The organism is Peribacillus sp. B2I2 (genome assembly GCF_041261685.1).
Classification (GTDB): Bacteria; Bacillota; Bacilli; order Bacillales; family DSM-1321; genus Peribacillus.
The window spans coordinates 2587471-2608425 of record NZ_JBGCCB010000001.1 but is presented as its reverse complement, the minus strand read 5'-3'; the positions used below and the strand labels follow the sequence as shown (position 1 = coordinate 2608425).

At 37.3% G+C, this 20955-nt stretch carries 20 protein-coding genes; 10 read left to right on the top strand and 10 right to left on the bottom strand.

Translation table 11 applies throughout. From position 1 onward, the window contains the following. Positions 1 to 55 precede the first annotated feature (55 nt). Together ABIE66_RS12975 and ABIE66_RS12970 are read right to left on the bottom strand one after the other, a co-directional pair. Positions 56 to 967 carry a VanW family protein gene (locus ABIE66_RS12975; protein WP_370014977.1) on the bottom strand — a complete coding sequence of 304 codons (912 nt, stop codon included), beginning with the start codon at positions 965 to 967 and terminating at the stop codon, positions 56 to 58. A 43-nt stretch (positions 968 to 1010) separates the two neighbouring features. Further along, a complete protein-coding gene (locus tag ABIE66_RS12970; protein ID WP_370014976.1) occupies positions 1011 to 1856 on the bottom strand; it encodes a hypothetical protein in 846 nt (281 codons plus the stop codon). A 396-nt stretch (positions 1857 to 2252) separates the two neighbouring features. Between ABIE66_RS12970 and ABIE66_RS12965 the strand changes: the two genes are divergently transcribed. Both ABIE66_RS12965 and ABIE66_RS12960 read left to right on the top strand, forming a co-directional pair. Then, positions 2253 to 2429: a hypothetical protein gene (locus tag ABIE66_RS12965; protein WP_370014974.1), complete on the top strand. Its 177-nt coding sequence runs from the start codon at positions 2253 to 2255 to the stop codon at positions 2427 to 2429. Between the two features lie 327 nt (positions 2430 to 2756). After that, positions 2757 to 2984 (top strand): helix-turn-helix domain-containing protein, encoded by a 228-nt coding sequence (locus ABIE66_RS12960; RefSeq protein ID WP_370014972.1) that lies wholly within the window; start codon positions 2757 to 2759, stop codon positions 2982 to 2984. 41 nt (positions 2985 to 3025) lie between these two features. Here ABIE66_RS12960 and ABIE66_RS12955 read toward each other — a convergent pair whose 3' ends face one another. Beyond that, positions 3026 to 3262, bottom strand: a complete 237-nt coding sequence (locus tag ABIE66_RS12955) for a hypothetical protein (protein ID WP_370014970.1) — start codon at positions 3260 to 3262, stop codon at positions 3026 to 3028. Between the two features lie 1514 nt (positions 3263 to 4776). On the opposite strand from ABIE66_RS12955, the gene ABIE66_RS12950 reads away from it, so the two are divergent. Further along, positions 4777 to 5016 (top strand): hypothetical protein, encoded by a 240-nt coding sequence (locus ABIE66_RS12950; protein ID WP_370014969.1) that lies wholly within the window; start codon positions 4777 to 4779, stop codon positions 5014 to 5016. A gap of 156 nt (positions 5017 to 5172) precedes the next feature. Here ABIE66_RS12950 and ABIE66_RS12945 read toward each other — a convergent pair whose 3' ends face one another. Continuing rightward, on the bottom strand, positions 5173 to 6777 hold the full coding sequence (locus ABIE66_RS12945; RefSeq protein ID WP_370014967.1) for a phosphodiester glycosidase family protein: 1605 nt from the start codon (positions 6775 to 6777) through the stop codon (positions 5173 to 5175). Between the two features lie 276 nt (positions 6778 to 7053). On the opposite strand from ABIE66_RS12945, the gene ABIE66_RS12940 reads away from it, so the two are divergent. Then, positions 7054 to 7368: a hypothetical protein gene (locus ABIE66_RS12940; protein WP_370014965.1), complete on the top strand. Its 315-nt coding sequence runs from the start codon at positions 7054 to 7056 to the stop codon at positions 7366 to 7368. A 112-nt stretch (positions 7369 to 7480) separates the two neighbouring features. Here the strand turns inward: ABIE66_RS12940 and ABIE66_RS12935 are convergent, their stop codons facing one another. The 3 genes from ABIE66_RS12935 to ABIE66_RS12925 form a co-directional block, all read right to left on the bottom strand. After that, positions 7481 to 8443: a peptidoglycan-binding protein gene (locus ABIE66_RS12935; protein ID WP_370014964.1), complete on the bottom strand. Its 963-nt coding sequence runs from the start codon at positions 8441 to 8443 to the stop codon at positions 7481 to 7483. Positions 8444 to 8611: 168 nt separating this feature from the next. Next, positions 8612 to 8821, bottom strand: coding sequence for a hypothetical protein (locus ABIE66_RS12930; protein WP_370014963.1), 210 nt, complete (start codon positions 8819 to 8821; stop codon positions 8612 to 8614). 517 nt (positions 8822 to 9338) lie between these two features. Beyond that, positions 9339 to 9437: a winged helix-turn-helix domain-containing protein gene (locus ABIE66_RS12925; protein WP_370017035.1), complete on the bottom strand. Its 99-nt coding sequence runs from the start codon at positions 9435 to 9437 to the stop codon at positions 9339 to 9341. An 839-nt stretch (positions 9438 to 10276) separates the two neighbouring features. Here ABIE66_RS12925 and ABIE66_RS12920 point away from each other — a divergent pair. From ABIE66_RS12920 to ABIE66_RS12910, 3 genes are all read left to right on the top strand, one after another. After that, positions 10277 to 11128, top strand: a complete 852-nt coding sequence (locus tag ABIE66_RS12920; protein ID WP_370014962.1) for an alpha/beta fold hydrolase — start codon at positions 10277 to 10279, stop codon at positions 11126 to 11128. After that, on the top strand, positions 11121 to 12332 hold the full coding sequence (locus tag ABIE66_RS12915; RefSeq protein WP_370014961.1) for a PP2C family protein-serine/threonine phosphatase: 1212 nt from the start codon (positions 11121 to 11123) through the stop codon (positions 12330 to 12332). Before ABIE66_RS12920 ends, ABIE66_RS12915 begins: the two co-directional genes overlap by 8 nt. Before the next feature lie 270 nt (positions 12333 to 12602). Further along, positions 12603 to 12848, top strand: coding sequence for a hypothetical protein (locus tag ABIE66_RS12910; protein ID WP_289316531.1), 246 nt, complete (start codon positions 12603 to 12605; stop codon positions 12846 to 12848). A gap of 375 nt (positions 12849 to 13223) precedes the next feature. On the opposite strand, the gene bla is transcribed toward ABIE66_RS12910, so the two are convergent. From bla to ABIE66_RS12895, 3 genes are all read right to left on the bottom strand, one after another. Beyond that, on the bottom strand, positions 13224 to 14006 hold the full coding sequence (gene bla, locus ABIE66_RS12905) for a subclass B1 metallo-beta-lactamase (protein ID WP_370014960.1): 783 nt from the start codon (positions 14004 to 14006) through the stop codon (positions 13224 to 13226). A gap of 134 nt (positions 14007 to 14140) precedes the next feature. Further along, the gene (locus ABIE66_RS12900) at positions 14141 to 15544 is read right to left on the bottom strand and encodes a sugar porter family MFS transporter (protein ID WP_370014959.1); all 1404 of its coding nucleotides are present in this window, start codon (positions 15542 to 15544) and stop codon (positions 14141 to 14143) included. Positions 15545 to 15765: 221 nt separating this feature from the next. Beyond that, positions 15766 to 16866 carry a GntR family transcriptional regulator gene (locus ABIE66_RS12895; protein WP_370014958.1) on the bottom strand — a complete coding sequence of 367 codons (1101 nt, stop codon included), beginning with the start codon at positions 16864 to 16866 and terminating at the stop codon, positions 15766 to 15768. 169 nt (positions 16867 to 17035) lie between these two features. On the opposite strand from ABIE66_RS12895, the gene ABIE66_RS12890 reads away from it, so the two are divergent. Genes ABIE66_RS12890 through araA form a run of 3 tightly spaced genes read left to right on the top strand, consistent with a single transcriptional unit; the run spans position 17036 to position 20866 of the window. Continuing rightward, the gene (locus tag ABIE66_RS12890; protein ID WP_370014957.1) at positions 17036 to 18727 is read left to right on the top strand and encodes a ribulokinase; all 1692 of its coding nucleotides are present in this window, start codon (positions 17036 to 17038) and stop codon (positions 18725 to 18727) included. Next, entirely contained in the window at positions 18721 to 19455 is a 735-nt protein-coding gene (locus ABIE66_RS12885) for an L-ribulose-5-phosphate 4-epimerase (protein WP_289324992.1), read from the top strand. Before ABIE66_RS12890 ends, ABIE66_RS12885 begins: the two co-directional genes overlap by 7 nt. Further along, entirely contained in the window at positions 19442 to 20866 is a 1425-nt protein-coding gene (gene araA / locus ABIE66_RS12880) for an L-arabinose isomerase (protein WP_370014956.1), read from the top strand. Before ABIE66_RS12885 ends, araA begins: the two co-directional genes overlap by 14 nt. Positions 20867 to 20955 lie beyond the last annotated feature (89 nt).

Here is a 20955-nt window from a genome sequence, read left to right as displayed (position 1 = left end):
TTTCAGAAAAGTAGGTGATTTTATAAAAAAACAATCCGCTCGTAAAAGTGTACTTTTACGAACGGTAAATCTGTTCTTTTGATATCTGATTTGAAGCAGCGGGAACTTTTCGTGTCTTATAATTTACCATATCTGAAGAGTAAACCCTGATACTTACCATTCCTCCTTGCGTTGTAGCTCGGATTAGGATAGGTTGATTGTACTTGTTTTTAAAACTAAAATCAGGACCATACCAACTTACTGTAGCATCGCGGCCAGATGGAACATACGGAACGCTCCTAGTATGGGAATAGCGTTGAATAGTTTGCAACCCTGCATTGTCGATAGCATTAAACAGGGTGGATGACACCTGACATATCCCTCCACCAATTCCTTCAGAAAACTCTCCTTTAACGATAACTCGAGCGAGCATATATCCTTTATTTACTGATCTCTTGCCAACGGATTGATTAAAAGAAAACACCTCTCCTGGAAACACGACATAATTATTAATGGCTTCTGTAGCAAGCAAGATATTATTTGTACGATTTTTGTTGTTCACATTAAAATAAGTTCTATATTCACCTATCTTTTTTTCACGAATCTCCGCAAGTAATTCGCTATCAACATTTGGATGAATAGCAAGCAAAGGTACTTCTAGTTTATAGGCTCTACTACTGTACAAAAAGGAATAAAATTGCTCTTTAAATGCTTGATGGTATAGCTTGTAACCTACCCGCCCAGGAAGAATATTACCTTGTTTGTCTATTGTGGCATTTACAGGTTTTTGGTAAACTTGTCGGTCTATTTTTTCTACAAATTGATTGTATTTATCCACGTCCATGATAGGAACATCTAGTAAGGGCATAGTAATATCAGCATGGTTGACACTAGCAATCGTTTGTCCTTGGTGGGTTACAGCTATGCTTTCAGAAATATTCACTGGTTGAACGAATAGTAAAAGTCCGGCAATCCATGATAATCGCATAGAATTCACCCCCATACTGGATTGGAATTTATTTTTACAAATCTTATTTTAAGTCTTCATAGATCGCATCTTGATCAATGAACCAACGATCAGTCAAACTCTCCCTTCGGATCATAAAATGCATAACCTTTATTTCTTTACCTTCTCTCTTCTTATAAAAAGCTACTTGAACGGGTACATCCACGAGAAATAGCCCATTTAGTTGTTCAGGAGGTTGTCTTAAAGGGTCAACTACTCCAAAATATGTAACAAGTTTATTGACTCGATTAGGATGACTCGGATTTGATAAGGTCATTGCTAATAATTTCTGATTTCCTTGATTAATGGCAATGGTAAAAATACGTATAAGTTCATAGGGACTTACCGTTTGAATATAATCATCAAGCTTACCAGCCGCTTTCAATACCATTAATTTATGAGAAAGGTCTTCGTTTTTCAAACGATGCGTAATGCTTCCAGAGAAATGAACACAGAAATGACCTGAAAAACCATTTTGAAGTGCACCAGCACCATGTGGCATTCCGTGCATTGATGCAGCAATCATTTGATTATTGATTAATACAATAATGGCTCTTCTATTCCAACTCCATTTATTATTATAAATTTTCTTCATGATTTGAGTATCTTCTTTGGTTAGTGGCTGTACGTCGGCATGATGGCTACCTGCTCTTCGTTGTACCTTAAATGATAAACCAGTTTCAATATCAATAATGGTGAAATTTGTTTTATTAGGAATAATGTTGTTTACAATCTCCCAAGGTAACATCTCAATTTTAAAGCTAATGGGTACTTCTTCATCTTCCCATTCAATTGCATAGACCGAGTGATCGACCATTAAGACAATTATAAAAATAGCGATAAATACCTGATAATTTTTTTTGTTTTTCATTTGGTTTCTCCTGCACTTTTTCTTATTATTTCAGGACATGATCAGTTGAATACCTTCAAATACTTGGGAATTTTTCAAATTAAACTCCTCCCTGTTAATTTATGTTCTAAAACACTGGGTTTGGGGGAATCAGCTATAAAGGCATAAAATGGCTCAATTAAAAAGTTCATTTTGAAAGTGGAATGCATTGATATTTCTCGTGGTAAATTTAACCTCTATCTCTCTTTGTTAAACTGTTTCTATAAGCTAGTACTTCTTAATTTAAGTGTTTAACCTCACATTTGAAAAAAAGAAACCGACTACATCTGGTCTAACCAGGGAGCAAAAAGTTAAATGGTCAAATTTCATTACTCTTAATCATAAGGAACAAAGAGAACATTTATAGGGGTGGTCTTTATGAGAACAAGTTATAGAAGATGGACAGAATATCCTTACCCAGGGGAGAGTATCCCGCCTAAAGGTTCTCCAGAGGCAGGAAATTGGCCGATGTTTATTTTCTCCATGAAAACCCCTCCTATGATATATAAAAGTACTTTCCGCCAAAATAAAGGTAAGGTCACGACAGATTCATAATGTTCCAATATCAGGTTGTATCCATTTACAAGCATAATTTTTACTCTAATGTTGAATATGTTCTTTATTAAATATCCTTGATTAATCGACACCACTGGAGTAAACATACTTTTTATTAACTTATGTAAAAAAAAAACTTTCTATCCAATCCCAACCTTTCCAACTCATAAGGTCTAGCCTTCCTAAAGTAATATTCCCCACCTAATTAAAAGTGTTTCAGAGCCTTTGAGAAGTGTTTAATTGGCTCCCCTATAGTAATGGTTAAACGCCTTCTGCACTTCGTTTAATCTGTCAAAATCAAGTGGGAGTCTAAGGAGAGATGTTATTTTGAGACTTATTCCGAGTTACAAGCCAATGGAAATTACATTTATCAGAAAAGATAAAACTAAAACAGATCTAAAAAAGGATTTAAAAATATCAACAGCTACACTTGCTAAAATGTCCAAGGGTGAAAATGTTGCTTTATCCATTTTGATCAACATTTGTGAATACCTTGAATGCATTATTGAAGATGTAATTGAATTAGTTCAAGCAGAAGAAAACCACCAATCTTAAATGACTGGCGGTCTCAAGCTATAATTAATTCTTTTTAAATTTTAATAATGGTCTACTGGTGCACCTAGGTTATCCAAGTCTTGTGAAATATTTAGAATGATTAAATATCTCCACTCGTTTTTAAGTTTTCCTAAGTCCACAACCTGATGAACCTCTACTTCATCATTTTCATACTCTTTACTAGTCTCGCAAATTTCATATAAACTTTCTACTAACTCTGTATTATCCCAATTCCTTACGTCTAACTGTACGAATTTTTGATTTTTTTTTATTTTCATTTTCTTCACTCCTAGTTTTTAAAGGATAAGGGATATTGAGTACTCCTAGTTGATTTAGTTTTGTTAATTACAACCCTATGGTTTTTTGTTGATGTATCCTTAGTGCTAATATTAGAATCGTAACTCTTAGCATAATGAACCTGAACTTGATTAGAGTCTTTGTCATAAGTTGTCCACTTATCATCAAAGTTTGCAATCTTATCTACTCTTAATCTTTTCACATCTACATCTTTTCCATATTACTTAGCCTTCCGTGGCGAATATATTAGCTAGGAACATTAAAATGAACTTGGAAAAGTATCCAAGTTCATTTTTCCCCATGACAGTTTTTTACTACAAGCACCCTTTATTAAAAGCTATGTTTAAGTTCTGGGTGATTTTGAATAAATCATAATCAGTTGTTGTATCCATTTTTTTGCTAAAGCTAACTCGTTAGTCGAATAAGCAATAACTATTTATATGAAGTTTCTGAAACTTCATCGTCAGCATCTATTTTTCGAATAAGAAAATGTGATTACTTTTGATTCTCAATTGCTCTCGTAACAATTCGGAATACAAAGTAAGACATACCACTAAGTCCAATTATCCCTACGAAAGTTAGGAGAGGGATTTGTTCTGAAAATAACATACCTACAACAAATAATATAAAGTATAATATTATACCGACAATAATTAAGACGTCCTTATTTTCCAACGATCCCCCCTTTATTTTCACCTCTTGTTTCACTAATCTACTTACGTTAGTTTAAGTAGAAATCTTCACATTCTCATATACATTTAAACATAAATATCCATTTTAGTTTTTTATTTTGACTATTTTCTAAATCAACCTTTGCCTTTAACATAGCCTGGTTAAATACGAAGGGTTCATAGTTGGGTTTCTCTACCTGAACTTTTCAGGTTCTTCTACATAAAACTCGATAAACCCACAGCAAGGACATACATAACAGGGGCTAATGTTGCTCATAGTATTAGTATTAGGTTTTTTACCTGTTTTGTAAATTCTAATTGGAAAACTATCTAGATTAGCATTCACCATAACTGTTTTACATTTAGAGCAAATATTCTCCAAAATTGCACCCCTAAATAGATGATTTCTTAACATTGGTAATGTATGTTGTATGTTATTCCATATTCTTCTTTTTATTTTAACATAAAATTCCAAATATCCTTTAAAAACACTTTTTGACTCACATTAAGGGCAACCTGTCATCCATATTATCTATTAAAAATAAACCGTTACATTTAACATAACCTTTCCATTTAGCTCAACTTCGTTCATCAATGAACATTTAAACAGTAACCAATTCTCCAAATACCCCTGGGAAATCGTATGTATATCCACCAGGTTTAAATAAAATCTGAAATTTTACCATATTAATAAGAAGATTACCTATTTTCCATCATACCTCCTACAATTGACATCAAATCTTTACATGATTAAATCTCACTCTAATAAATTTTTATTATATAATTAAACTAATAAAGTAATTCAACATATGGAGGGTACAATCATGGACATAAATGAAAGACTAGCATTAGAGTCATTGTTATCTCCTGAATTAATCAGCAAACTGAAAAGCTTATCAGATAATACAGACATGCCTATCCCTGAATTATTAGCAATATCTGTATCGTCTCTCCTAGAAAAGATGAGCAATCCTGCCGAATTAAATATTGGACTTAATAATAAGGAAATGATTTTAAGAAATAAAATCATCATTAATCAAAATAAAGAAGTATTAAATAAATAGATACAAAAAAGCACTTTACCATTTAGGTTAAGTGCTTTTTTGATTGATGAGTTCCTTGAGTTGAATATTTTTACATTTCAAGAATATTGAAATAAACATTTATTTTCTTTGGTTTCAAAATCAATTTAAGGTTAACCTAACTACATGACCAATCCATTATTCTACTAACAATATTCCGTCGGCAATTGGACGTTCACCTGTTGCATCAGATGGTCTTGTGACTCGATCATCCCCAACTGTCATGGTCGTCGATCCGCCGCCATCAAGATTGATGGCATCGACGGCTCCTAATGACTTCATGATTTTCGCACTTTCTTCAAAATTAGCCCCCACACTCCATCCGGGTGCGCGTCCATCGATGGTGACAAATAATAGATTGCCATTTTCCTTGATTCCTGCAAGCGTTCTAGGATTACGACGTTCCCCAAAACGATAATAAAACCCAGGATCTTCTTCCCAGTGAAAACCTTCCTCTACGGCATTAATGGAAATTTTTCCGTTTTCCAATAATCGAGGACCTCCATTTATCATGCTGGTGGTTTGGTCTAATTCCATTTGCTTTCCATCACCAACGATTTCACTCTTCACCTGAATCTTCATCCCTTGTTGGGCATGCTCACGAAGCCACTCTGCTGCTTCCCCCGTTCCTGCAAGAACAGAACCGCTGCTTGGAATGTCTCCCCCACGATGGTTACGAATTTCCACCACTTTTCCGGCATGATTTACTACCACTTCCACACCGTTGCCCGATTCTGTCTTTTCTCCAAATACGGAAGTATATTGGATAAGTTCACTTTCATCCTTACAAGTAAAATCATGTTTCGGCCGTTCTGTAGTGGTATCCCCTCCAACACCGCCACAATTGCGGATTAATCCTGGCTTCCGGTTTAATCCATCCACTTCTCTAACCGCACCATCAGATGAAGTGGCCTGAATTGACGTGGAAACGGAAGCAATGTCTGCCTTCTTTTCAACAGAAGATAAAATCAGAGCTGAACGGCCATTAATCGCTTCACTGACAAGCTGTCCATTGCTGGCAAATATACCGGCAAGATCGCCTGGTGTTCCATCCTTTTCTCCTACAACAAAGTAACCGGCATTAACTCCTGCAATGCCATCATTTCTGTCAGCCATTTGGGTCAATGTTTCTTTCCCTGTCACAGCATCATTTGCTAATTCAGGCACCAATTGCCCTTGAAATTGATCCTGATCCACTTCAAGGACGTTTACTACCCATGGTCCTGTCGTTTTCTCTCCGTCCTCACCCGTATACACATTCCGGAGACCCGTATATCCCTTTTCCGATAACCTTTTTCTCATTTCGGTTGCATCCGCTTCCAGCTGATATTGGCCGACGCGAACTATGTATCCAAGTGGATCTTTTTCGCGATCATCCATGGCCTGATTCTGTTCTCTAATGATACGAGCATTTTTGAAACCATCCTTCTTTAAATTTGCCAACAAGCTTTTTGCCTGTTCATGTGTTTCTACAAATGCCACATCCACTGTGAAAAAGTCTTTTGAAGATGTTTCACCACGATTGATTTTGGTATACGTAACTCCTGGTGCTGGATTCATTGAAGTTCTTTGCTCATGTAAATTAGGTGTTCCCAGCGGAAGCACATGATTTTTCATTTGCACTTGTGATTGAACATTCGAATTTGCTTGAACTAGAGTTTCCGGAATGGTATTTACGACCATCACAGAAGCTAAACTAATATAAGCGATAGGCAAAATAGCCTTATTCCATAAATTCTTCATTTTTCCCCTCCAATAAAGTTAAGTCATCCTTTAACTGTATTGTTTAAATATTATGTAAATTCAAAAGAACTATTATATTTCAGTCAATTTCAAGTGAATAAAAATGAGTATAAATACTCCATAAATATTACAATTCACATTTGTGAAAGGACAGAATTTTGGATATTTTCTCTTTGTACATAGTAAATCAACCTTTACTTTTAACAAAGCCTTCATCTTGCTTTGCTACTTGATCAGTGGATATTATAAAATGGGATTATCTTGGAGGTGAAATTTATGGAGACAGTAAAAAAGAACGTGTTGTTGATACCAACCATATTGTCGGTTATCAATGTGATCTGCCTTGCTTCATTCCTCATTGGACTTAGTATAATGAGCTACCCAATTTCAAGAATCTTAACTGATCTTGGCTTGTTATGCCCATTGATCGCAACCTTATCATTCTTCTATTTAGTAATTAAAGTCAAAAGAATAAAGCATTCCGCATTAAAGTACTTTCATATCGTAAATGCGGTTACATTTCTTGTCCCGATATGTATTCTTACTTTTCTTATACTTCGATTCTTAAACGATTGGGATATTTACTTTTAAAAAACTGCTATTATAAAAATCCTTTTTCATTCATACAAAAAAAGCCCTCATTTTTAGGGCTTTTTGCTAAGGTAATTGCTTCAAGCATTATAGTTCTATTCCATTTCATATATCATCCAAATAATTTTGCAAAGGTATTTTCACCGGCGATCCCGTCTGCAGGTATTCCCGTGGCCCTTTGAAATGCCTTGACCGCTATTTCCGTTCCGCTTCCAAAGATACCATCTATGCCATGCGGATTATGTCCTTCCATATAAAGTGCTGCTTGTAGGATATAGGTGATATTCCCTTTCGCACCTTCCCTAACATTAGGTGAAGCCGCTTTTGTTTGGGGTCCCCATATTCCATCCACATTAATCTTTGCACCATATTGTTTATTCAATTCGGTTTGAAAACCCTTGATCAGCGCTTTTTTAGTATTAGGACCATAATAACCATCAACATCTATTTTTGCATTATAACGGCTATTTAATGTCCTTTGAATGGACTTGATAGTCTGATTGCCGCTGTCCTTTGCAGGCGTATCCTTTACAATGACTTCCGATTCGACTTGTGTAGCTGGTGGAGTGGTTCCATTTACTTTTGATATCAGTCTAGGCTTTGCTCCCGCTTTTAACTGAGAATAAGTTAGTCCACCCGTCATATCCAAGTGAGGATAATCTTTAAAGCTTGACCAATCCCCTCCCCATGCAAAGCCCAAGGATTTACCAATTGCTGCTACCCGTTTCCATTTTGAATCAACTGTCCATATGGCATTCTTTCCATCATCGCTGACTATGAAATAATCTATGGCTAGTCCATAATTATGGTAAGATTGACCTGGCATCGCGTTGGTCACTCTCGGTTTCGATAAATCACTATAGTTTATACCATCGTAGTTATAACCTAGGCGACCTTGACCATATAGCTTTGCTTGCTCTTCCATAGACCGATAACCTGCGCTGATTTGAACGAAAATACCTTCTTGGTATGCCCGTTTAACCATTTCCAATGCTGATTCTTTTACGTCTGGATGAATACCGCTGCCCATATTCTTTTCCGAACGATCCAATAAAGTTTCTAATTTAACTGTCAATTTAACCACCTCCTAATATGTTACGGTACTTATTAGGAAATGCTTGTACACCTACCTTGACGTTACAAAAAAATGCCCTTTTATGTTGACCTAGTTGGGTTCATCATTCATATAATTCCGGTAAAATAACAAAAGCACAACCCTTAATGGGATTGTGCTTTTGTTCTATTATAAAGGCTTATTTTGATTTTCTTTATCTTTACCAATAACTCTTATCAACTCATCCAGCTTTTCATTTCTTTCTTGATCTAATCTTGTCTTTGCATTGATGAATTTAATAATCTTAATTATGAAATAAACACTTAATACAATAAGTCCCAGATAAAACAATATCGGTATGATTGCAAAAAGCCCTATTAAACTGCTGGCTTGGTCCATAAATAATTCCTCCCAAATGTAAAATATAGTATTATTATACAGGAAAAACAAAAGATGTTTCGTCCGATATCAATTTATTATTTAACGCAATATGATAATTATTTTGCGCAAAAAACCTGAAACTAGCAACATTTTAAAAGCTCCAATTAGTCATCAGAAAATTTCTTAAAGATAGGGTAAAACAATATTGAAGGATATGAGTCAGAAGAAGGGAGAAGTTTAAATTACCCATTATAAAAACCCCTATTTTATCTATTCAAATATAGACATAAAATAGGGGTTATATATTTTTTGTTGCGTTTCTAACATGATTATAAAATAGATAAATTGAATTAAACAACCACATAATCAGTCAATACTCTTCTAAATCCCTCATTTCTCTGCTCTCTACAATATGTTTTCTAAAAAGAGTTTACACTCTAGAACAGATTAGACTTTCAAAAGGCTAATGATCAAGGAACGTTGTCGACCTTTTCCGGGTATAAGAGGTTCTTGTAAACGTAAGACTAAGAGTTTCCTAAAGTCTTGAAACTCCACGAAGTGTATACCTCTCCCCCCATTCCTGTTCAATATACTTCGACACTAAAGAAAGGGTCCAATTGTAAGTTGTAGAAATTCCAAGATCATTGGGAGTTTGATAAGTGACTATTTGAATAAGTTCTTACTTCTGTTTGTCTGTTAGCTTGTGTGGTGCACCAGGAGAGTGTCCCATTTTCAAACCATCAATTCCGCCTTTTTTATAAGCGTTGATGTAAGAGGAGATGGTTTTAAGACTCCGCTTCGAGTCGATTTTATTCCCAAAATGTTGAAAAATAAACCCTTAATTTACAACAAGTGAATCATAATAGATTCTTTTCAAAATCCAATAATTCTTAGTATAATCCAGTTCATTTTAAAGCAATTAATTTTATCCTACTGTCTTTGTAAATCATTAGATTGATGTTTATTCATTTTTATTAATAGATCTTATATGTTTGTTTGAGGGGATATTGAGGTTCCTCGTACGTACTGACCAGCAAATCTGAGACTATGAAAACCTATCATTACTTACCAGGGACTTCTTCATATTACTTAATTCGTTAAAGCAGCCAGGATAAGTAATACCTCTCCAAGATCCTGGATTGAAGGCTGCTTTATTCCCGATTTAGAATATACAACCAATCCATTTTCATCGAGTATATTAGGGGTGACAGAACTTTTAAGGTAAATAGATACTAAGACAATTTTCTGTTCAAGAAAATCCTGATAATGTTTAAGATATGTTCCTCAAATATTGACTTATTGGATATTTGTACATAATTACACCAACTTATACTTTTTTTATAATACTAGTAGATGATATTAAAAAAAGTCTGATCTCATTAGTAGCGATTTAGTACTAAAGTGCAATTCTTTAATTCGAATAAGGTTAGTGTTAACATATAGTATGTATATCTTCTAATGAAGGAGCCAATTATGAATCCCAATATTTTATTACGTAATAATGTAAAGATTAAAGGTAGTGGTACACGACCAATGATATTTGCCCCAGGTTTTGGTTGTGATCAAAATGTCTGGCAATTAGTTGCAAAAGACTTCGAAGATGAATACCAAATTATCCTATTTGACTATGTTGGGTCAGGTAATTCAGATATAAATGCATACAACGTGGAAAGATACAGTACTCTTGAAGGGTATGCACAAGACGTACTTGATGTATGTTCGGCTTTAGACCTAAAAGATGCTATATTTGTTGGACACTCTGTTGGATGTGTGATTGGCATGCTGGCATCAATTAAACATCCTGAATATTTTTCTAAACTTGTTCTGGTTGGTCCTTCCCCTTGCTACCTGAATCTCCCTAATGATTATTACGGAGGATTCGAGAAAGAACAGCTTTTAGGATTGATTGATATGATGGACAAAAATTATATAGGCTGGGCAACCGCCTTTGCGGGAACGGTAATGAATAATCCAGATCGCCCAGAGCTTAAACGGGAGCTAGAGAATCGTTTTTGTTCTACTGATCCTATTATCGCTCGACAATTTGCGGAGGTTACCTTTTTTGCAGACAACCGTAAAGACTTAGCAAAAGTAAAAGTACCATCACTCATTTTGCAATGTTCTAAAGATGTTATTGCTCCGTCAGCAGTAGGTGATTATATTCATAAGCATCTTCCTCATAGTACATTGAAATTGATGAAAGCAACAGGACACTGTCCACATATGAGTCATCCTGAGGAGACGATATACCTAATCCGTCAGTATTTGGATGAATTTCCGACAAACGATTTACTGAAAGGAATGGGTGTGAACTTTTGTGAATGAACAATTAAATGAGGCACCCTGCGGATATTTGACTTTATCAGAAGAAGATACTATTTTATCCGTTAACCAAACCTTACTTAAAATATTGGGATATAATCTCGATCAATTGAAAGGGCAGCATATTAATTTTATCCTTTCGGCTTCTGCTATACTCTTTCATCAGCTTTATCTGGTTCCTCTGATCAGGTTAGAAAATCACATTGAGGAAATATATATATCCTTAAAGTCTGTAGATGATGAAGAAATACCTGTGTTACTCAACGCTGTTCGAAGAGAGCGAGATGGAAGAACTATCATTGAGTGTGTGGTGATCCCCATGCGAAAAAGAAACGAATTAGAAAATGAGCTTCTACTAGCGAAAAAAGAGGCAGTGACAGCTCTAAATGCTAGGAATAAGGCTTATTCTGATTTAGAGAATGCTCATGAAACGATGAAAGTGCAAAAGGATAAACTTATTGAATTGAACGAAACAAACGAAAAATACAAAGTAGATACAGAAAGAGAAATGGAGTTTGCCAAAAAAATCCAAGAGACACTATTAACTGTTCCCATTATTAATGAACATCTTGAAATTCAAGCGTATTATAAAGGCTCCAATCAATTATCAGGTGATATTTATGGATTTTACCAAATTGACGCCCGACGGTATGGCCTTATCCTACTTGATGTGATGGGGCACGGGCTTTCTTCAGCTCTAATAACCATGTCACTTCATTCCATATTTCAGAGATTAATTTTAAAAGGTTCTGAAGTAAGAACTGTGATGAAGGAATTAGATGATCATCTTCATTCTTTATTCAAAAACACAAGTGAAACTTATCATTATTGCACAGCTGTCTACCTTTTAATCGATACTGATAAGAGAGAAATTAAATATATCAATGCAGGCCATCCTTCCGTTCTTTTACAGGATATAAACGGAAAACAATATCACTTGCGTTCTAATCGGCCTCCACTCGGGATGTTTGAAGATATAACTTTTAAAACAAATACCCTTACATACAATAAGGACAGTAAGCTGTGCCTTTATACAGATGGAGTTGAAGAACCTCTAGGTTCAGACCGTTTATGCTCATTGTTAAAGACCTATTCGGCTGCCCCTATATCTACACTTAAAGAGGAAATTATACATTCGCTTAGAAATGAAGAGGGCACTGACCAACGTAAAGATGACCAATGTCTTATTTTAGTTAACCTAAAATAAGACATTGGGGTTGTGCTATCCGTTACATAAACCAATACAGGTTGCAGTTAACTTATTATGGGTAGCTTCTATTTTTTACGCAAAATAATTATTAAAATCACGTAATATAAATAATAAAATGACAGCTTCCAATCCAAAAATCATCCAGCTCCCAGTACAATTCACCAATCCACAACCAACTTTCCATTAATCCCCATTCACTTTGTTCCATTTGCCTACCAATCCTTTCCATCATATAATGGAGCTATTAAAGCTGATGGGGGAATGCAAATGAACGATGGTAGAGATCCATTCGTTTCTTCACTCGCTTCTCATTTAAACATGAGACTCACTCGTTTAGCAGATGAAAGGGGTATCCCACTGGAAAGATTGTTGGATAAATCCGTCGAATTGTTACTAGAATATATGGAAGACAATGAATTGATCAATGATCATGTTAAGTTAAACAATGTGGAAGCCATTAATAAAAATAATGAAATCATTCAGCAAAGCAGGCAAATCCTTAAGAAAGATTAACTGATGAACACTTAGCCACCAAGGTTAAGTGTTTATTCATCTTTATATGATTGTATAAATCAGGCTCACATCTATCACCATTATCTGCGTGTCCAAATAAAAAAGGCAGCCACTAGGACTGCCCTGTAGAACAACTGCCTTACAGTTGCTTCATTCTTTTAGTGATTAATACAAACGGTGCTAGTTTTTTTCATTTTTTACATTTACAACGCTTTCCAGGAAACCATATTGTACTGGGGTCATTGTTCTCAAAACATTTTTCTACATAACAACAATTTATCTCCATCCTAACACCCTCCTTACTATTGTATATGCATGGACTAATGGAAGGTGTGGACAAGTTGCTAAAAGTTTAGAAGTGAATGCGAATTATTTTTATTTTCCATGTTTCTGGACAATTTCCAATGTATGTGGAAGCAAACTGAAATCCCCCCAAGTTTTATGGCCTGGAATCACGATTTTCGCATCATTATATACATACATTAAATTCTTCATCGTATTTGGCCATGCTTCCATGTTAGCTTCATCAATGATCCCGGAATTTTTTTGTTCCAGCGCGAAAATCATATCACCAAATAATAAGTTATACTTTGGAAGCCATATTGTCATGTTATCAGAAGTATGGGCTTTTCCCAGGAAGTATGTTTCGATTTTCATATTTCCAACTTTTAAAGTTGATGCCATTGAATCCAGGGAAGGATCGGGCATAGGATAGTTGAACTCTTTTGCCAATCTTGCAGTTTCAGGAGTACTTATTGTTTTTATTTTTTGATCCAATAATGTCTGTATACCCCCAATTCTATCGTATTTGTGGTGCGTAATTATAGCCAGCTTTACAGGTTTTTTGAATTCCTTTTTAATCATATCCAATAATTGCTTTGCCAGCGTATCGTCCCATGTTGCATCGACTAAGACGATTCCTTCTGAAGTATTAAGAACCAAACCATTCGCACCAATCTTATTACCACTGATTTCCGTATAGGTTGTATGAACCCATACATCTTTTTTTATTTTAGTTAAAACCACTGTTCCATCTTCACTGGTTATAACCGTTTGTTTTGATTTGGATTCATGAGCTGAAACCGGTGTCGAAATGTTTAAGAGTAAAAAACAAACACTTGCTAAAACGATTAAAAATCCTTTTTTTAACTTTTTCATATAATTCTTCCTTTCTCTACTATATTTACAGAATTATATACACTTCCAAATTTTAGTTTAAATATACATGACGTTCTATTAATCGCAAAACAACAGCTCCTCTGCTACACGGAGGAGCTGTTGCGAATTTGCTTTTAGGCTTGTGCTTCATGGATTTTCTGTTTTTTTGCCGGTTTCCAAAATTCTTCGATTTCCTCGAGCGTTTTGTTTTTGGTCTCAGGGATGATTTTCACGACGAAGATGAAGCAAATGACGTTAATCGCAGCGAATATCCAGAAAGTTATCGCGCCGCCTAGCCCATTAAGTAATATCGGCGTGAATTGCCCAATTGCCCAATTCGCTCCCCATAAGAACATCGTAGTCAGCCCTACTGCACGCGCCCTTAAATGGTTTGGAAAAATTTCGGGTATCATGATCCATGGTATAGGACCCATCGATACGCAAAATGCACCTGTGAAACCCATTATTAAGATAATTAACAAGGGACCATTGTTTATATCGAAAAAGAAAACGCCTCCAATCAGCAGCATGAAAAGAGCCATGAAGGCAGAACCGATTGCCATGAGCTTCTTACGACCGATTTTATCGATGAAGATCACTGCCGCTACCGTGGCAGCCACTTGCATGAGTCCGACCAAACTAGTCGCAACGAATTCTGTGTTATTCTCGAATCCTCCCATTCTGAAAATTTCCGGCCCATAGTATGTAATCGCATTCATTCCTATCACTTGATTGAAAAGAGCAAGAAAAATCCCCACTCCAAGTGCTTTCCTTAAACCTGGCTTGAACAATTGCCTCATTGATAGATTCGTTTCGGAATCAATCGATTTTTTAATGGCCTTAAGCTCTTCTTGGCCTAATTTTTTCCCATTAATCTTAGATAGCACAAACAGTGCTTCTTGGTCTTTACCCTTTTGAACCAAATACCGGGGACTTTCTGGAACAAAAATCAACGTTACAAAAAAGATGAGGGCTGGTATCACTCCATACCCCAGCATCCACCGCCATCCAGTTTCCACTCCCCATTCATGTGTACCGGAACCGGCAACCATCAGATTAACGAAGAATGTGGCTGATATCCCGATAATCGTGAATAGTTGGTACATGGAGGATAATCTTCCACGAATGGCAGCCGGGGCACATTCGGTAATGTACGTGACAGCTAAGGCTGAAGCAAGTCCAATTCCTACACCGCCAAATATCCTGGCACCAATTAACATCTCGACCGAAATCGTGAAAGCGGATGCAATGGCGGATATGGCAAAAAACAAGGCCGCCAACATTAGTATTTTCCGTCTTCCGAAGGCATCGCTTAAATACCCTGATACACTGACCCCTAAAATACCGCCTACCATGATACTGGATATGACGAATCCTTCCATGGCCGGTGACAGATCGTATAACTCTTGTAAAAAACCGATGGCTCCCGAAATGACTGCGGTATCATAACCATAGAGTAAACCTGCCATCCCTGCCGCTGCAGAGATTATAACAATATACCAAAATGAATTTTTGTCCCTTACCTTGCGATTCCCCATTTTTAGTTCCTCCCAGTCTTTTATGCTTCCAGTTTTTATGTAATATTCTGAATACTGAAACTATAGCCATTGACAATGGAACCTGTTACTTTCCTTCTCCCACAGATAGTAAGAAGCTAACTTGAATAACCCTTTTCAGGAAGCGCTTTCTTTAATCGAGTTTATTATTTATACGTATAAATGTCAACACTAAAAATTAGTCTGCAAAAAAAAGATACCAATCAACGATTGGTATCTTTTTTTACTTTTTTCGTAGAATCCCGCTTTACTAGTTCAGGTTCGTAGACAATCGATTCGATGTCCTTACTTGTCTGCGATCCGATTAACTTAAGAATCATGTTTCCCGCATCTGTGCCCATCTGTTCTTTCGGATGTTTGATCGTCGTTAATTTGATATCAAGCATTTTGGCGATCGGTGAATCATCATATCCTATGACGGATAGCTCATCTGGAACGGCGATTCCTAATTCTTTCGCAATGGAAATCACCAGGAAAGCGATTTGATCATTGTAGCAAACAATTCCAGTTGGCCGATTGGATTGTGTCAGGACGGTCCTGATACGGTCGGATAATTCCTTTTTCTCTTCATTTGTTTGGAAGGTGATGAATTGGCCGGGAGAATCAAGTGAGGGTTGTTGCTGATATGCGGCAATAAATCCATTCATACGGTTTACCCCTTGCTTATCATCCGTTTTAAATATCCCTAATATTTTCACATGGCCAAGCGTTAGAAGGTGTTCCGTGGCCATATACCCCCCTTTAAAATCATCAACGACGAGAAACGGGAAATCCATATCCTGATAAGTGGAATTAATCATTAAACATGGGATATCATTTTTCTTTATATTTTTGTACATTCCAATATTCTGGCTGGGAAAGGAACTTTTTGTCGGTTCGATTATCATGCCATCGATCGATTGGGATAATAGATTTTCCAAGCTCTTCCGTTCTATTGCTACATCATTGTGCGTACTGGCAAGAACGAGTGAAAATGAATGCTCCGATAAGACCTTTTCAATGCCGACGATGATGTTGGGAAAAATATAGTCAGCGATATGGGTCGTTAAAACGGCAATGGTTTTCGTTGGTGCCTGATTGATCCGTTTATCCTCCCAATCCGCAACGAATATCCCCCCGCCTTGAATGCGATACAGATAATTCGCCACTTCCAAATCTCCAATTGCCCGTCTGATCGTGTGTCTGCTGACATTGAATTTATCCATTAATTGCGTTTCAGTCGGTAATTTATCATGAGGAAGAAACTGTTCCTTGAAAAGCCAGGACTTAATCTCTTCTATTACAATTTTATATTTCGGTAACATGGTATCCCTCCGTAAATCATTACTAATATCATACCTATTTACTTCATTGATTACAAGATAACCATTGAAACGCTTTATATTCATTAGTACAAAAAAACTTAATTGACATTTGTACGTATAAATATTATATTAGCTTCATAGAAAACGCTTACTCGAAAGGGAGGATAAAATGCGTGGTAAATACTCAATTGGGGTGGATTTCGGTACCTTGTCAGCTCGAGCCGTAATTGTCAATCTTGACAACGGGGATGTTATAAACTCAACCGTTAAAGACTATCCTGACGCGGTAATATGCAATCATTTACCTGGTACAACTATTCAATTAGGAAAAGATTGGGCCCTTCAAAATCCTAGGGATTATGTAATTTGCTTGATTGATACAGTCAAGGAAGCGGTCTCCCTAAGTCATATAGCTAAAGAAGATATCATTTCCATTGGGGTGGATTTCACTGCATGCACAGTATTGCCTGTGAAAAATGATGGCACTCCTTTATGTGAAATCCCAGAGTTCAGGAATCGTCCGCATGCATGGGTGAAACTGTGGAAGCATCATGCAGCACAATACGCTGCAGATAAATTGAATCGCATTGCCCAAGAACGGAACGAACCGTTTTTGGCCCGATATGGCGGTAAGATCTCCTCTGAATGGCTTTTCCCGAAACTGATGCAAATCCTTGATGAAGATCCGGAAATCTATCAAGCTATGGATCGTTTTATTGAAGCTGCTGATTGGATTACTTGGCAAATGACAGGAAAAGAAACACGTAATTCCTGTACTGCCGGTTATAAAGCTATGTGGAATGAACATACCGGATACCCGGATTCATCTTTTTTCAGCGCTTTAGACCCTCGCCTTGAACATGTCGTTTCTGAAAAATTAAGTGAGGAACTTCTTCCTGTTGGTTCGAAAGCTGGTGAATTGACTGTTGAAATGGCTCACGAAATGGGACTTTTACCTGGAATCTCTGTATGTGTGGGAAATGTCGATGCACACGTTTCCGTTGCTCCAACCGGAGTGATCACTAGCGGAACCATGCTTAACATAATGGGCACTTCAACTTGTGACATTACACTTTCCGATAAAGAAGTGCTTGTGCCTGGAATGTGTGGGGTCGTGAAAAATGGTGCCGTTCCTGGTTATTATGCTTACGAATCCGGGCAAAATGCAGTCGGGGATATCTTTGCATGGTTTGTCGATAATCAAGTTCCCCCTTCTTATTTTAAAGAAGCCGATCAAAAAAACATCAATATTCATCAATTATTAGAAGAAAAAGCAAATGAATTGGCCATAGGCGAAAGCGGTCTGCTTGCCCTTGATTGGTGGAATGGTAATCGATCTGTGCTTGTAGATACAGATCTAACGGGCTTAATTCTTGGAATGACCCTCAGCACAAAACCTGAAGAAATTTATCGAGCCTTGATTGAGGCAACCGCCTTTGGAAAAAGATTGGTCATTGATACGTTCAAAGCCTCTGGCGTTGACATCAACCAATTGATGGTTTGCGGTGGATTACCTCATAAAAATCAAATGCTCAACCAAATATATGCAGACATTACCCAGAAAGAAATATCCATTGCCACTCACCTTCAGGCCCCCGCCATAGGTGCAGCGATGTTTGCTGCGGTAGCTGCCGGACAGGATGCCGGAGGCTTTACTAATATCGAAGAAGCCGCAGCAAGGATTGCCCGTATCCAAGAAGAAAAAGTGAAGCCGATTCCTGAAAACATGAAGAAATACAATGCTTTATATCAGGAATACGTTAAGCTGCATGATTATTTCGGCAGAGGTGCAAATGATGTAATGAAAGTGCTGAAAACTCTAAAATCCAATAGTGGAAAAGAGGAATCGTTAATATGCTAGAACAATTAAAACTGCAGGTATATCAAGCAAACATGCTGCTTCCGCAACATCAACTCATTACCTTTACCTGGGGAAACGTAAGTGCTATCGACCGGGAAAGCGGACTGATTGCCATCAAACCCAGCGGCATTGAATATGACAAACTTCAGCCTGAAGATATGGTGATCGTGGACTTGGAAGGAAAAATAATTGAGGGAACCTATAAACCTTCCAGCGATACGGATACACATATCAGGCTTTATCAAGCGTTTAAGGATATTGGCGGTATCGTTCATACCCATTCTCCTTGGGCAGTTTCCTTCGCGCAGGCTGGCTGCGGCATTCCCGCTGCCGGGACGACTCAAGCCGATTATTTTTATGGGGATATCCCTGTAACCAGAGCCATGACACAGGCTGAAATCCAGCAAGACTATGAAAAACAAACCGGTGATGTGATTATCGAAACATTCACCGAGAATCATATTGACCCCAACCGTGTACCAGGCGTCTTAGTGAATGATCATGGTCCTTTCACGTGGGGAACCGATGCAAAGAATGCTGTACATAATGCTGTAGTGCTGGAAGAAGTGGCAAAAATGACTTACCATTCCCTTCAGCTTAATCCGCACGATATTCGCATGGACCAAAATTTATTAAACAAGCATTTTAATAGAAAGCATGGACCTCACGCTTACTATGGCCAAGGTAAATCCAAAAAGGACGGAGTGAATGATTATGTTAAAAATTAAACAAAAAGAATTCTGGTTCATTGTAGGCAGTCAAAGTCTATATGGTGAGGAAGCATTAAAAGAAGTGGAAAACCATGCAATGGAAATGGCAGAAAAACTCAATCAATCCGGCAATCTAGCTTACCCAATCCAGTTCAAATCCCTGGCCACATCAGCCGATGAAATCACTGCCATCATAAAAGAAATCAACTACCAAGATAAGGTCGCAGGTGTAATTACTTGGATGCATACATTTTCTCCAGCAAAAATGTGGATAACCGGAACAAAATTGCTTCAAAAACCACTGCTACACCTGGTAACTCAATACAATCAAGAGGTTCCTTGGTCTACGATCGACATGGATTTCATGAATTTAAATCAAAGCGCACACGGAGATCGTGAATATGGTTTTATCAATGCGCGACTAAAGAAAAACAACAAGACCGTTGTCGGTTACTGGAAAAATGAGGACATCCAACAAGAAATAAGTGACTGGATGAATGTCGCTATCGGGTTTTGCTACAGTTCACAGCTAAAAGTAGCTCGGTTTGGTGATAATATGAGGCATGTTGCCGTAACGGAAGGTGACAAGGTAGAAGCCCAGATTCAATTTGGCTGGACAGTTGATTATTATGGCATCGGTGATCTAGTGGCAGTGATGAATGGCGTCACAGAAGATGAAATCAATCGAACCTATCAAGAATATCAAACGTTATACGATTTTGAGATCGGGAATAATGATCCCAACTACTTCGAAGAACATGTCAAAGAACAAGCAAAAATTGAAATTGGTCTACGGCGTTTCCTGGAAAATGGCGGTTACACAGCTTTTACGACCAACTTTGAAGACTTGCATGGTATGAAGCAATTACCCGGGTTGGCGGTTCAGCGTTTGAATGCAGAAGGCTATGGGTTTGCTGGAGAAGGAGACTGGAAGACCGCTGCCCTCGACCGCTTGATGAAAGTGATGGCGAACAACGAACAGACGGGCTTCATGGAAGACTACACCTATGACCTAACTACAGGAGCAGAACGGATAATTGGTTCACATATGCTTGAAGTGGATCCCACACTTGCTGCAAATAAACCAAAAATCGTCGTACACCCTCTGGGCATCGGTAATAAAGAAGATCCAGCACGATTTATTTTTGATGGAGCCGCCGGAGAAGGCATCGTGGTCTCGATGCTGGATTTAGGAACCCATTACCGTCTCCTTGTCAATGCCATAAGTACAGTCACATCGGAAAATGAAACACCTCATTTACCAGTCGCCAAAGTGATATGGGAACCGAAACCCAACTTCAAAGACGGCATTAAATCTTGGATCCAAGCTGGCGGAGGCCATCATACCGTACTATCCCTCTCCCTTTCAGTTAATCAAATCGCTGATTGGAGTAAGATGGTCGAGCTGGAAACTGTAATCATTCAATAATGTAAGCAAATGAGGCGCATAGATCAATTATGCGCCTTTAATTCATATAAATAAATTATCTTCGTTTTATAGGATAGACTATTAAAAAG